A 14,038-nucleotide genomic window follows, 5' to 3' on the forward strand; every position below is an offset into this window, starting at 1 on the left:
CCACGAGTTACGGCTGCTACGCAGACCCCATAGAGGCAGGATTTCAGCAATGATCGGCGCGCTCGCCCGTAAGCTATTCGGCTCCGCCAACGACCGTCGCGTCAAGGGCTACCAGTCCCGTGTCAACGCCATCAACGCGCTGGAGCCGGAGCTCGCCAAGCTGACCGACGAGCAGCTCAAGGCGCGCACCGAGGAGTTCAAGACGCAGCTCGCCGACGGCAAGACCCTCGACGATATCCTGGTCCCGGCCTTCGCCACCGTCCGCGAGGCCTCCAAGCGCACCCTCGGCCAGCGCCATTTCGACGTCCAGCTGATCGGCGGCATGGTGCTGCACGAGGGCGACATCGCCGAGATGAAGACCGGCGAAGGCAAGACGCTGGTGGCGACCCTCGCGGTCTACCTCAATGCGCTGGCCGGCAAGGGCGTCCACGTCGTGACGGTGAACGACTACCTCGCCCGCCGCGACGCCGGCTGGATGAGCCAGATCTACGGCTTCCTCGGCCTGACCACCGGCGTGATCGTGCACGGCCTCGACGATGCCGAGCGCAAGGCGGCCTATGCCTGCGACATCACCTACGGCACCAACAACGAATACGGCTTCGACTACCTGCGCGACAACATGAAGTACCGGCTGGAGGACATGGTCCAGCGCGGGCACTATTTCGCGATCGTCGACGAGGTGGACTCGATCCTGATCGACGAGGCGCGCACGCCGCTGATCATCTCCGGCCCGCTCGACGATCGCTCCGAGTTCTACAACACCATCGACACCTTCGTGCCGAAGCTCGACAAGACCGACTACGAGGTCGACGAGAAGCAGCGCACGGTGACGCTCACCGAAGCCGGCATGGAGAAGATCGAGACCCTGCTGCGTGACGCCGGCCAGCTCAAGGGCGACTCGCTCTACGACGTCGAGAACGTCTCCGTCGTCCATCACATCAACCAGGCGCTGCGCGCACACACGCTGTTCACCCGCGACAAGGACTACATCGTCCGCGACGGCGAGGTCGTGATCATCGACGAATTCACCGGCCGCATGATGCCGGGCCGGCGCTATTCCGAAGGCCTGCACCAGGCGCTCGAGGCCAAGGAGCACCAGCCGGTACAGCCCGAGAACCAGACGCTGGCCTCGATCACCTTCCAGAACTACTTCCGCATGTACGCCAAGCTCGCCGGCATGACCGGCACGGCCGCCACCGAGGCCGACGAGCTGTTCGACATCTACAAGCTCGAGGTGCTGGAGATCCCGACCAACCTGCCGGTCGCGCGTCTCGACGAGGATGACGAGGTCTATCGCACCCAGCAGGAGAAATACGCCGCGATCCTCGCCGAGATCGAGCGAGCGAATTCGCGCCTGCAGCCGGTGCTGGTCGGCACCGCCTCGATCGAGAAGTCCGAGGTGCTGGCCGCCTATCTCAAGCAGCACGGCTACAAGCAGATCGATTTCGGCAGCGAGCGCGCGCTCGACAAGCTCTATGCTGCGGCCCGCGCCGGCAAGCCGGCCAAGCTGTTCGCAGTGCTGAACGCGCGCTTCCACGAGCAGGAAGCCTATATCGTGGCGGAAGCCGGCGTGCCCGGCGCGATCACGATCGCGACCAACATGGCCGGCCGCGGCACCGACATCAAGCTCGGTGGCTCCTTGGAGATGCGCATCCAGCAGGAGACCGGTGGCATTACTGATGAGGCCGAGAAGGCCGCCAAGATCGAGCAGATCAAGGCCGACATCGCCCGCTTCCGCGAGATCGTGTTGAAGGCCGAGGAGACGGTCGAGATCGAGCCGGCCAAGGGCTCGAAGCCTGCCAAGACCGTGACCAAGCCCGGCGGCCTCTACATCATCGGTTCCGAGCGGCACGAATCCCGCCGCATCGACAACCAGTTGCGCGGCCGCTCAGGCCGCCAGGGCGACCCCGGCCGCTCCAAGTTCTTCCTGTCGCTGGAAGACGATTTGATGCGGATCTTCGGGTCCGACCGGCTCGACAGCATGCTGACCCGGCTCGGCCTGAAGGAAGGCGAAGCCATCATCCATCCCTGGATCAACAAGGCGCTGGAGAAGGCGCAGCAGAAGGTCGAGGCGCGCAACTTCGACATCCGCAAGAACCTCCTGAAGTTCGACAACGTCCAGAACGACCAGCGCAAGGTGATCTTCGACCAGCGCGTCGAGCTGATGCAGGACGAGAGCGTCGTCGAAACGATCACCGACATGCGCCATGCCTTCATCGACGATCTCGTCAGCAAGCACGTGCCCGAGCATGCCTATGCCGAGCAGTGGGACGTCGCCGGCCTGAGGGAGGAGCTGAAGCGCGTGCTCGACCTCGACCTGCCGGTCGATGAATGGGCGAAGGAAGAGGGCATCGCCGACGAGGAGCTGCTCAAGCGCATCGAGACCCACGCCGATGAGCGCATGGCCGCCAAGGTTGCGCAATGGGGCCCCGACGTGATGCGCTACGTCGAGAAGACGATCCTCTTGCAGACGCTGGACCATCTCTGGCGCGAGCACCTGGTGATGCTCGATCATCTGCGCCAGGTCATCGGCTTGCGCGGCTACGGCCAGCGCGATCCGTTGCAGGAGTACAAGTCGGAAGCCTTCACGCTGTTCGAGGCCATGATCGCGCATCTGCGCGAGGCCGTCACCGCGCAGCTGATGCGTGTCGAGATCGTGCCGCCGGAGGAGCAGCAGCAGGTGCTGCCGCCGATGCAGGCGCACCACGCGGATCCCAACACCGGCGAGGACGAAATGGCCTTCGCCAACGTGTCGCTCGTGCCGTCGTCAGGTGCAGCCCCGGTCCCGGCCGAAGCGCGCAACCCGAACGACCCCGCCACCTGGGGCAAGATCGGCCGCAACGAGGATTGCCCGTGCGGCTCGGGCAAGAAGTACAAGCACTGCCACGGAAAGTACGCGTAGGCGCGGGTCTGCGCGCGGCAGTCTCTCCATTGTCGTTGCGAGCGAAGCGAAGCAATCCAGAGTCCCGCCCGCGACTCTGGATTGCTTCGCAGCGCTCGCAATGACGCTGTTGATCGAGCTGTGCGCCGAACCCACCGCCGTCATCCCGGCGAACGCCGGGATCCATAACCACAGGCCGGCGTGCTTGGGCACACTGCTTGCTCCAGCATGCCGCCTCACACCTGTTGGCAGCATGGGACTGAGATCAGCGCACGGCGACGCGCGCGTGATGCTGTGCTTACGAGCGGCCGTGCTGCGTCCAGCCCGACGTCCACTTTCGGATGCGCGCGGCGGAGCGTTGCAGGTTGCCGGCCTTGAGCTCGCCGGAGCAGACGGCGGCGGTCAGCGCGCGATTGATCTCGCGGCCGACGTCGGAGGTCTGATCCGCGTCGCTCAATTTGGTGAACATGATGATATCCGCGCCCGCCTTGACCGCGTCGATGGCGGCGGCGGCCGGCGGCTTGGCATCGAGGATGGCTTTCATGGCGAGATCGTCCGTCATCACCACGCCGTCGTAGCCGAGGTCGCGGCGCAGCAGGCGATCGATCGCATGTCCGTCGCTCTGGGTGGCAACGCCGCCCCATCGCCGGGAATTCGCCAGATGTCCGACCATGATCGCCCCGGCGAGCCCTCGCCTCATCAGCCGCCGGTACGGCTTCAACTCTGCCGGTGACCAGGTGGTTGTGACGTCGGCAATGCCGGCATGGCTGTCGGCGGTCGATGATCCATGCCCGGGAAAATGCTTGAGCACCGTCAGGATGCCTTTTTTTCGGTGCGCCTGGATGAACGCCGCCGCATAGCGCACGACGGCGTCGGAGTCGGCGCCATAGCTGCGTTGCCGCTGCCCGATGACCGGGTTCGACGGGTTGGTGTTGAGGTCCACCACCGGCGCGAGATTTATGTTGATGTGCAGCGTCGCGAGCTTCTCGGCGAGCGCGGTGTAAGCGCTTCGCGCCGCCGTGATGGAGCCGCGAGCGACCTCTGCGGCCGACGGTGTTTCCGCAAGGCCGACATTCGATCCGAGCCGCTCGACCGTACCTCCTTCATCGTCGATGGCGATGAACGGAGGAGACGCGCATTTGCATGATCGGATCCGGTCGATCATCGCGGTGAGATCGTCCGATGTTCCGACGTTGCGGCCGAGGATGACGACGCCGCCGATCAGCCCCTCCTCGAGATCGGACAGGACTTGCTGAAATCCCGGATCCGATGTCTTGGTCCCGAAGAAACCGGCCATGATCATCGGGCCGACCAGTTGCGCGGTTGCCGGTCTCTTGCTGCAGTCGGCAGCAAGGCCGGTCTGACCCGTCAGCGTCAGGAATGCGGCCGCCAGGGACCGTCGACCAAATCGTCGGAGCATGGCGATCCCCGCTTGGCGGCTGTTTCGGCGACTCAGGTTCACCGGTTCAGATCACGTCGCTGACCGCAGGACTCAGATCGTCGCCAGACCGCCGACCCTTGCCCCTTCCGCAATCGTCCGCGGCGCCGCGTTCAGCTGCTCGATCGCAAAGCCGGCCGCCTTCTTGTAGCCGGCCATGAACGCGTCGCGTTCGGCCGGCGGGATCACGTCATCGATATCGGTGAACGTCCCGCCACAACGCTCGTCCACCAGATTGAGCAGGCCGAACGGTCCGGCGCCGCGGTTGCGCAGGATGACCTGCGAGATCGGGCCGCACAGTTTCTCGTCATAGGCCGCGAGCGCGGCGGGCGTCACGCCATGCACCAGCAGGCAGGCGCCGAGCACGCGCGCGTCCACGATCGCCTGGCTGGCGCCGTTGGAGCCGGTCGGATACATCGCGTGCGCGGCGTCACCCATCAGCGCGACGGGGCCGTCGACCCAGGTCGAGACCGGATCGCGGTCGATCATCGGGTTCTCGTAGGCGCCGTCGGCGCCGGCGATCAGCGCGGGCACGTCGAGCCAGTCATAGGTCCAGCCGGCGAAATGATGCGCGAACTCAGCTACCGGCACCTGCCGGAACCAGCCGGTCTGCTTCCAGCCCTCGGTGTTGTCCATCGTCACTTCCGCGATCCAGTTGATCAGCGCCAGTCCGGTCTTCGGATCGGGATGCGAGATCGGATAGACCACGACGCGATGGCGGTGGGTGCCCAGCCCGACGAAGGACGAGCCGGTGCGCATCGGCTTCGCCCAGGTGACGCCGCGCCACATCACGGCGCCGCCCCAATGGATCGGCGGCTGCGTGGGATGCATCTGCGCCCGGATCGCCGAGTGGATGCCGTCGGCGCCGATCAGGAGCCGCCCGCGCTGCTCGGAGCGCGAGCCGTCGGCATGCTCGACGCGGGCCATCACCGACCCATCGGCATTCTTGTCATATCCAGTGACGCGGCTGCCGAGCCGCACGGCGTCGCGCCCGGCACGCTCCACCAGCCGGCTGTACAGCAGCATGTGCAGCTTGCCGCGATGCACGGCATATTGCGGCCAGTCGTAGCCGGCGAGCAGGCCGCGCGGCTCGGAATAGATGTCGTTGCCGTTCAGCCCGACCAGCGCCCATTCCTTCGCGGGGACGCCGACCTGGTCGAGATCGGCAGCGCCGATGCCGAGGTCGTAGAGCTCGCGCACCGCATTGGGCTGCAAATTGATGCCGACGCCGAGCGGCCGCATCTCGCGCACGCTTTCATGGACGATGCAGGGCACGCCGATCTGCTGCAGGGTCAGCGCCGTCGCCAGGCCGCCGATGCCGCCGCCGGCGATGATGACAGGGAGGTCGGTCATGGGCATGGTCCGTCGCGCGTGAACTCGGAAAACAAGGCTCGCAAGGAGGGTCAAAGGGCATGGGGGCGCGGGCGCTGCAGCGCGCGCGGGAATCGCCTCCCCTCGATCCACGACAGGCATCGTCTGCCGGTCTGATGGGAAAAGGCCTAGTTCAGAAGGCGCGCGGAGACAAGGGGAATGGGCTCTCCGTGCAGGTATGATAGGCTGGCGCCATGTGGCGCCGATGTCTCGTATTGTCTCTGTCCCTGCTTCTCTCTTTTGCTGGGAGCCTAGCCATGGCCTTCGACATCGAGGCTCATCGTGGCGGCCGCGGTCTGTTTCCGGAGAACACGCTGCAGGCCTTTGCCGCTGCGCTGGCAATGGGTGTCGACACGCTCGAGCTCGATATCGGTGCCACTCGCGATGGCGTGCTCGTGGTCTCGCATGAGCGGCGCATCAATCCGGATCTCGCCCGCGATGCCGCCGGCAACTACGTCGCTCAGCCCGGGCCGCTGCTGATCGAGCTGCCGCTCTCGGAGGTGCAGTCCTACGACCTCGGCCAGATCCGTCCAGGCAGCGACTACGCCAGGCAGTTTCCGGAGCAGCGGGCCTTGTCGGGTGATGTTCCTCCGCCGTGCATTCCGACCCTGAAACAGCTCATCGATCTGGTGCGCAGCGCGGGCAACACGCATGTGCGCCTCAACATCGAGACCAAGCTCGATCCCCATCATCCCGAGGAGGCGCCCGATCCGGAACGCTTCGTCACGCTGCTGCTCGATCTGCTGAAGGCGGAGGCGTTCACCGACCGCGTCATGGTCCAGTCGTTCGACTGGCGCACCCTGCAGCTGGTGCAGCAGCGTGCGCCCGAGATTCCGACGGTGTATCTGACGATCCAGCGCGGCAGGTCGCCGAACGTCTCTCTCGCACAGGCCACGCATTGGACTGCCGGCTTCAACCCCGCCGATCACGGCGGCTCGCTGCCGCGCACAATCCGCGCGGCCGGCGGCAAGGTGTGGTCGCCCTATTTCGCCGATGTCACGCCCGAGCTGATCAGTGAGGCGCATGCGCTCGGCTTGCGAGCCGTCGTGTGGACGGTCAACAAGCCCGAGGACATGGCGCGGCTGATCGATATCGGAGCCGACGGCATCATCTCCGATCGTCCGGATCTGTTGCGCAAGGTGGCGGTCGAGAAGGGCGTCTTATGGCCCGCGGCATCGCCCGGCGAGCCAAAGTAGAAACGGACGGCGGCAGCCGTCCGCCTCAACAAATCCCGTGCGTGCGAGCCCGCGGTCTCAGAATCGATAGTTCACGCCGAGCGTTGCGGCGTGCATGCGGTCGCTGACCTCGAAGCCGGTGATGTTGACGACCGGGGCCGTGTTGGTCATCGTGATGCCGCGGGTGCCGAAGTCATAGTAGTTGTATTCGACATTCGCCGACCAATGCGGCGCAAAGGCCCACTCGACACCGCCTCCGACGGTCCAGCCGGGCCGCGTCGACGTCGTGCTCGGATCGACCGCATCTCCCGCCGGCAGGATGAACGGGTCCTCATTGCGCTCGCGGGTCCATGCAGCACCGCCGCGGGCATAGACCAGCCAACGCTCGCCATAGATGTAGCCGAGCCGAACCGTTGCTGAAGCCAGGACATCGTTCGTTGTGATGAATTGCGAGGGGCGGACCGCTCCGGTGATGCGGTTCCGCACTGAGCCGGGATGACTTGTTCGCAGCGTGCTCCAGGAAGCGCGGGCTTCGGCGCCGATCGCCCAGTTGGGCGCAAACTGGTAGTCGCAGCCGATCTGGCCGCCACCGACAAAGCCTGCGGCATCGTAGTCCCTTGAGACGCCGAGATCATTCGTCGTCCGATCGTCGCTGACCAGTCCGCCGAGATGGCCACCGACGAAACAGCCGGTCCAGGTGAACTTGATGGGAGCTGCCGGGCGGCTGGCCTTGAGCGGCAGATCGGCGGCGAACACAGTCGAGGCGGTGAAGGCAATCGCCGCCGTACCCAGCAGAACTCTCAGCATTCCCAGAATTCCTCAGCTTCCCGCCGAGGTGGTAACATGCAGCGGTCGAACTGCATGTAGTTCGACCGCAACATTCCGCAAAATTACCGAGCCCCCCACTTGGGGCTCTTGCTCTGCCGGTGCTCACCCCATCACCACCTCGTGCCGGATCACGAACGGCGCCAGCAGCGTGTGCACCTCGGTCTCGATCGCCTCCCGGCTCTCCGCCGGCACGTTGCGCAAGGTCACCGTGGCGAGGCTGCCGTGGCTGCCATGGGCGCCGACCTTGACGCTGCAATCGATGCCGCGGTCGGTCAGTTGCGACAGCACCTTGGTGAACACGCGCGCCGCGGCGTCCCAGCGCAGCTGCGGCTTGAACACCTTGCCGACGCCGGTCACCGGCATCGGATCGATCGGGATGATCTGCACCGGCACTGCGGCGCGCTCCGGCGTGCGCGCGCGCACCCAGTCCTCCAGCTCGCCCGGCTGCACGGCAGCACCGGGCTTGAGCTGGACATAGCCGATCGGCAGCTCGCCGGCGTAAGCGTCGGGCTGGCCGACCACCGCGGCGAAGCCGACCGAAGGATGCTGGAACAGGATCTCCTCGATCGGCGCCGGATCGATGTTGTGGCCGCCGCGGATCACGAGATCCTTGGCGCGGCCGGTGATCCACAGGAAGCCGTCGGCATCGAGCCGGCCGAGATCGCCGGAGTTCACCCAATGGCCGTCGACGAAGGCGCCCTTGTTGTGGACGTCGTCGAGATAGCCGGAGAACACGCCGGGCCCGGCCATGATGACGACTCCGATCTCATCCGGTGCGCAATCGCGCTCGTAACGGCCATCGGCGTCGAGCTTGACGATCCGCACCTTGGCGTAGGGCAGGGGCAGGCCGACCGAGCCGAGCCGGATCGGCTGGTCCGGATAGGCCATGGTGTGCACGCTCGCGGTCTCGGTCATGCCGTAGACTTCGATCACCGGCAGCTTGAGCTTGTCCATGATCGCCTGTCCGACCGCGACCGGAATCGCCGAGCCGCCGCCTGCGGCGTAGCGCAGGCTGGAGATGTCGGCATCGCCCTGCGGCACCGCGAGCGTCGCCGCCAGCACGGTCGGCACGCTCGACAGCGTCTCCGGCTTGAAGCGCTCGACCAGGCCCCAGATGTTGCGCACCGCGTTCGGATTGCGCCAGCCGGCGCCGGAGAGCACGACGAGGCAGCCGCCCGCCGACAGCGTCTGCAGCGCCTGGGTCAGCGATCCCCCGACGTGAAACAGCGGCATGCCGAACAGCAGGGTGCCGCCGGGCTTGGCCTTCAGGATCAGGTTGACGCCCCAGGCCTGATAGACCTGATTGCCATGGCTGTGGCGCACCAGCTTCGGCGTGCCGGTGGTGCCGCCGGTGTGGAAATAGGCGGCGGTGTCGCTCGCCTTGATCTGCCGGCCGCTGACCAGATGATCGCTCGGCTGCGGCCCGATCAAATCGTTGAAGGCATGAATGCCGTTGGCAGGATCACCGCCGCCGCCATGCACCTGCACGATCGCCTTGAGGTGCTTGAGGCCGCCGCGCACCTTCTCCACCTTCTGCCAGATGTCGGTGCCGGGCAGGGGACCGAGCGCCACCAGCACCTTGGTCTTGGCGGCATCGAGAATCTCGGCGATCTGGTGCGGCTCGAGCAGCGGATTGACCGGGTTGGCGATGCCGGCCGCCTCGGCGCCGAACAGCGTGACGAACGCGTCCGGCACCAGAGGCAGCATGAAGCTGACGACGTCGTCAGGGCCGACGCCGAGCGCATGAAACATGTTCGCGGCCTGCGTCACCCTGGCGACGAAGTCGCGATAGGAGATCACGACCGGCGTATCGGCGGGATCGGCATTCTGCAGAAACTGGATCGCCGGCGCGTCCGGATTGGCAGACGCGCCGCATTTCAGCGCCTCATAGGTGCTCCGCGCGGCGATGCGTTCATCATACGGCGTCTGCTCGAAGGCTCGGATGTCAGCCGTGCTGGCGAATGTCGGATAGTCGCTGCCGATGGCGCGATCGAGCAGGTGAATGCCCATGGCCTGTCCTCCCGGTGTCGTGTCCTCGTCCGGCCGATGCGGCCGGTGATCGCGCGCGGGCTCTGTGGCCCGTTTGTCGCGATCGCGAGAGGACAGGATGAGCGAGGATTCGTCTTGCGTCTATCCCGGTATGATTGGGGACTCCGGGAGAATTGTCGCAGCAACGCTGCGCTGCAGCGTTAGTTGGGGAGAAGCGCGCTGTCGCTCACCCGGATCGAGCCCCGCCATGCGCTGTGCGATACAGCGCCCTCTCCCACAAGGGGAGGCGGCGCACTAACGCGCACCGCGAATCGATCGTTCAAGCAGCGCCTCCTCAGCTCGCCGCGTCGATCAAATTCTCGAGCAGCCGCTTCAGCTCGCCGGTGGCCTTGTCGCCATAGTTCTCCAGGATGTGCGCTTCCTGGCTGGCCGCCAGCGAGTTCAGCCGCTTGCACAGCGCCTTGCCATGGTCGCTGATGAACATCAACACCTTGCGGCGGTCGTGGGCGTCCTGGCGACGGTAGACCAGCGAGTCCGACACCATGCGGTCGATCATCTTGGTCAGGGTCGGGTGGTTCAGCAGCACGGCATCGGCGAGATCGCCCATCGAGTGCCCCTCGCCATCGGAGAGCACCTTGAGGATGCGCCACTGCTCGACGGGCACGCCCTCGGTGCTCAGGCGCGACTCCAGCTGCCGGTTGATCTCGCGGTTGGCCTGCGCGAGCAGGTAGGCGAGGTGTTCGGTGAGGGGGGTGTTGGGATGGGGCGGTTTGGCCACGATGAACTTCGCTTGCGGTCCCGACTTGAATGAATGTCCGGCAGTTGCTGCCCGATCTATATGCATCCCAATTCTTGAACATTCAACATTTTCGAATAGGATATTTGCCGAACACGTGCTGATTTTGACGGCGTATGACCGCCGGCCCACAATGGGCCAGACACGGTTACGGCCAAGGAGTGGGTGTGCTCTCGACAGGATCTGTCACGGCCGGGCGTCTCGGTCTGCCGCCGTCCCTGCTGTTCAGGAGCCCGCCGCGGCGGGCCGGCCTTCCCGCACTCGCCCCCCTCGATCCCGACCGTCTGCAGCGGCGCGGCTCCCGGAGCAGGCTGCGCGTCGGCAACTTCCTCACCTTCTCCGGCTCGCCCGGCATCTGGGGGCCGGCCGCGACCAACAGCGCGCTGCTCGCGGTGTCCGAGATCAACCGCCGCGGCGGCATTCTCGGCCGCGAGATCGAGTTGTCGTTCTACGATTCCGGCGGGCCGGCGGACGAGGTCGCCGAGCGCGCCAGGGACGCGCTCGAATTCGACGGCATCGACGTCGTCATGGGCTCGCATATCAGCGCCGTGAGGCTGGCGCTGCGCCGGCTCACCCGCGGCCGCATCCCGTATGTGTATACGCCGGTCTATGAAGGCGGCGAGCGCACGCCCGGCGTGATGGCGATCGGCGAGACGCCGCACAGCCAGACGCGCCCCGCCATTCACTGGCTGACGGAGAACAAGGGCGCCAGGCGCTGGTACCTGATCGGCAGCGACTATGTCTGGCCCTGGCAGTCGCATCTTCAGACCAAGACCTACATCACCGAGGCCGGCGGGCATGTCGTCGGCGAGGAGTTCGTGCCGGTCGGCGAGGATGATCACGAGGCGCATCTGGCGCGCATCCGCGCCGCCAAGCCGGATGTCGTGCTGATCTCGCTGATCGGCACCGACAGCATCACCTTCAACCGCGCCTTCGGCGAATCGGGCCTCGCCGCGACCACCCTGCGTCTCGCCGGCGCGGTGGACGAAACGGTGCTGCTCGGCATCGGCGCCGACAACACCGAGAACCTGTATTCGGCCTCCGGCTATTTCAGCTGCATCGGCTCCAAGGCCAATGACGCGTTCATGAGCCGCTACACCGCCATGTTCGGCGCCGCCGCGCCGCCGGTCGGATCGGTCGGCCAGTCGAACTACGAAGGCCTGCGCTTCCTGAAAGCCGCCGCCGAGCGCGCCGGCTCGCTGTCCCTGCGACCGCTCGCAGCCGCCGGCCGCAACATCGTCTATTCCGGCGCGCGCGGCGAGGTGACGATCCGGCAGGGCCGCGCCGGCATGGCGATGCATCTCGCCGCGGCCGACGGGCTCGATTTCAAGATCATCCGAACTTTCTGAGACGTCCGCCTGCTCAGGCAGCCGCAGCGCTCTTGGCAGGCGCGCGCGCCGGCGCTGTCGGCACGTCGCGGATCATCCGGCTGATCGCCTCCTGCGGCATCGGCTTGCCGAACAGGAAGCCCTGCACGCTGCTGCAGCCCTCCTCGCGCAGGAAGGCGAGGTGCTGCTCGGTCTCGACGCCCTCGGCCAGCACGGGGATGTTGAGGCTGCGCCCGAGCAGCAGGGTCGCCTTGACGATCGCCGCGGCGTGCACGCTGGTCTCGACCGACTGGATGAAGCTCTTGTCGACCTTGATCTTGTCGAACGGAAACACCTGCAAGGTCGACAGCGACGAGTAGCCGGTGCCGAAATCGTCCATCGCCACCGTGACGCCGATAGCCTTCAGCGCCTGCATTACCTGTAGCGCGTGCTGGCGGTCGGCGATGATGCCCGTTTCTGTCAGCTCGATCTCCAGCCGCTCCGGCGCCAATCCGGTCTCGCGCAGCACCTCGGCGACGCGCTTCGGCAGGTCGTGGTTGAGCTGCATCGGCGCGACGTTGACGGCGACCTTGAACGGCTGGCTCCAGCTCGCGGCGGTGGCGCAGGCGGTGCGCAGCACCCAGTCGCCGATGTCGACGATCAGCCCGGTTTGTTCGGCCATCGGAATGAAATCGTTCGGCGGCACGCGGCCCTTCACCGGGTGATTCCAGCGCAGCAGCGCCTCGAAGCCGATGATGCCGCCGCTCTGCGTGTCGTTCTGCACCTGGTAGTGCAGCTCGAACTCGTTGCGCACCAGCGCGCGCTTGAGGTCGATGGCGAGCTCGGCGCGGCGCCGGCTGGCCTCGTCCATCGACGGCTCATAGGTGCAGATCTTGCCCTGGCCGAGACTCTTGGCGCGGTACATCGCGAGGTCGGCGCGGGTGAGAAGCTCGTCGGCGGTGAGGCCGTGGTCGGGATGCAGCGCGATGCCGATGCTGCAGCCGACCGAGAGGCTGCGTTCCTCCCACTCGACAGGCGCCAGCACCAGCGTGCGCATCCGCTCGGCGAACTTCGCCGCCTCGGTGCGCGCGAAGATCTCGCTCTTGACGGCGACGAACTCGTCGCCGCCGATCCGCGCCAGGAACTCGCCGGGCTGCAGCGTCGATGCAATACGCTGCGCGATCATCGTCAGCACCGCATCGCCCGCGGCATGGCCGTGGGCGTCGTTGATGTCCTTGAAGCGGTCGAGGTCGATCGCGAGCACCACCAGGTGCGCCGTCTCGTCGCCGTCGGTCAGCAGCGGCGCCAGCCGATGGCCGAGGCCGTTGCGGTTGGGCAGGCCGGTCAGCGGATCCTGCAACGCGAGCTGCCGATAGCCTTCGACAGCCTCCTGCGCCGCCTGCAGATCGATCATATAGGCCGAGGCGGCCATCGCCATGATCAGGCCGATGCCGGTGACGATGCTGATCAGCATCACGCTGTCGGACAGCGATTGCACGGGCGCGTCGATGCCGGCCATCGGCGCCAAGGTCAGCGCAGCCATGCCGGTGAAATGCAGGCTCAGGATCGCGAGCACCATCGCCAGCGAGCTGCCATATTTGCAGAACCGCGTGACGGGACGGGCGATGCGGTTGGCGGCGACGGCGCCGAAGCCCGTCGCCAGCGCGACCGAGAGCCAGATCGCCGGCGCGTGCCAGGTTCGGATGCCGTCGAGATTGAGCGCGCCCATGCCGGTGTAATGCATCGCGGCGATGCCCAGCCCGAACACGGCGCCGCCGACCTCGATCAGCGGGCCGCGCTGCGTTCGCGTGGTGATGAAGAAGCCCAGCCAGGAAAACACCACGGCGAGGCCGAGCGAAGCGAACGTGAGTCCCGCCTCGAACGAACGGTTGCCGGATGCGTCATAGCCGAGGATGGCGGCAAAATGCGTCGTCCAGACCGTGCCGCCGGCGACCAGCCCGGCCAGGAACAGCAGATGGAAGCGTCGCAGGCCGGTGTTGCGGCGGACGCGCGCCAGCAGCCGCATCGACAGCAGGGAGCCGAGCACGCAGACCAGCAGCGCGGCGGCGACGTAGCGCAGATCATGATCGGCGGGCAGGCAGGACAGAATCGTCAACATCGGCAATTTACCTCACGCAGCCAGCTACGCTCCGCGGCGGGACGGGTTTTGGCGCGCGCGGAATCGCGGTTAGCGAAGCGTCAACGCGGGCAGCACCTCTGCCCGCGCCGAGTCATGCACGAGGTCGGACAGCC

Annotated in this window: 9 protein-coding genes; 3 read left to right on the forward strand and 6 right to left on the reverse strand. The window is 66.4% G+C overall.

All coding sequences use genetic code 11. From position 1 onward, the window contains the following. The first annotated feature begins 49 nt into the window (after positions 1 to 49). Complete coding sequence (gene secA / locus ACQR1X_RS04350) at positions 50 to 2,902, forward strand: preprotein translocase subunit SecA (protein WP_434846549.1); 2,853 nt, start codon at positions 50 to 52, stop codon at positions 2,900 to 2,902. Positions 2,903 to 3,179: 277 nt separating this feature from the next. On the opposite strand, the gene ACQR1X_RS04355 is transcribed toward secA, so the two are convergent. Next, on the reverse strand, positions 3,180 to 4,301 hold the full coding sequence (locus ACQR1X_RS04355; protein WP_316182897.1) for a glycoside hydrolase family 3 N-terminal domain-containing protein: 1,122 nt from the start codon (positions 4,299 to 4,301) through the stop codon (positions 3,180 to 3,182). A gap of 72 nt (positions 4,302 to 4,373) precedes the next feature. Further along, entirely contained in the window at positions 4,374 to 5,672 is a 1,299-nt protein-coding gene (locus ACQR1X_RS04360; RefSeq protein WP_434888183.1) for a flavin-dependent oxidoreductase, read from the reverse strand. A 275-nt stretch (positions 5,673 to 5,947) separates the two neighbouring features. Here ACQR1X_RS04360 and ACQR1X_RS04365 point away from each other — a divergent pair, with 275 nt between their 5' ends. After that, complete coding sequence (locus ACQR1X_RS04365; protein ID WP_315800608.1) at positions 5,948 to 6,886, forward strand: glycerophosphodiester phosphodiesterase; 939 nt, start codon at positions 5,948 to 5,950, stop codon at positions 6,884 to 6,886. A 57-nt stretch (positions 6,887 to 6,943) separates the two neighbouring features. On the opposite strand, the gene ACQR1X_RS04370 is transcribed toward ACQR1X_RS04365, so the two are convergent. The 3 genes from ACQR1X_RS04370 to ACQR1X_RS04380 form a co-directional block, all read right to left on the reverse strand. After that, positions 6,944 to 7,672: an outer membrane protein gene (locus tag ACQR1X_RS04370; protein ID WP_434893263.1), complete on the reverse strand. Its 729-nt coding sequence runs from the start codon at positions 7,670 to 7,672 to the stop codon at positions 6,944 to 6,946. 123 nt (positions 7,673 to 7,795) lie between these two features. Beyond that, positions 7,796 to 9,703: an acyl-CoA synthetase gene (locus ACQR1X_RS04375; RefSeq protein ID WP_434885361.1), complete on the reverse strand. Its 1,908-nt coding sequence runs from the start codon at positions 9,701 to 9,703 to the stop codon at positions 7,796 to 7,798. Positions 9,704 to 10,016: 313 nt separating this feature from the next. Next, positions 10,017 to 10,460 (reverse strand): MarR family winged helix-turn-helix transcriptional regulator, encoded by a 444-nt coding sequence (locus ACQR1X_RS04380; protein ID WP_315735215.1) that lies wholly within the window; start codon positions 10,458 to 10,460, stop codon positions 10,017 to 10,019. Between the two features lie 185 nt (positions 10,461 to 10,645). Between ACQR1X_RS04380 and ACQR1X_RS04385 the strand changes: the two genes are divergently transcribed. Beyond that, the gene (locus ACQR1X_RS04385) at positions 10,646 to 11,827 is read left to right on the forward strand and encodes a substrate-binding domain-containing protein (protein ID WP_434893262.1); all 1,182 of its coding nucleotides are present in this window, start codon (positions 10,646 to 10,648) and stop codon (positions 11,825 to 11,827) included. A gap of 13 nt (positions 11,828 to 11,840) precedes the next feature. Here ACQR1X_RS04385 and ACQR1X_RS04390 read toward each other — a convergent pair whose 3' ends face one another. Beyond that, on the reverse strand, positions 11,841 to 13,904 hold the full coding sequence (locus ACQR1X_RS04390) for a putative bifunctional diguanylate cyclase/phosphodiesterase (protein WP_434898406.1): 2,064 nt from the start codon (positions 13,902 to 13,904) through the stop codon (positions 11,841 to 11,843). Positions 13,905 to 14,038 lie beyond the last annotated feature (134 nt).

It is taken from the genome of Bradyrhizobium sp. HKCCYLRH3073 (genome assembly GCF_051167995.1).
GTDB lineage: Bacteria > Pseudomonadota > Alphaproteobacteria > Rhizobiales > Xanthobacteraceae > Bradyrhizobium.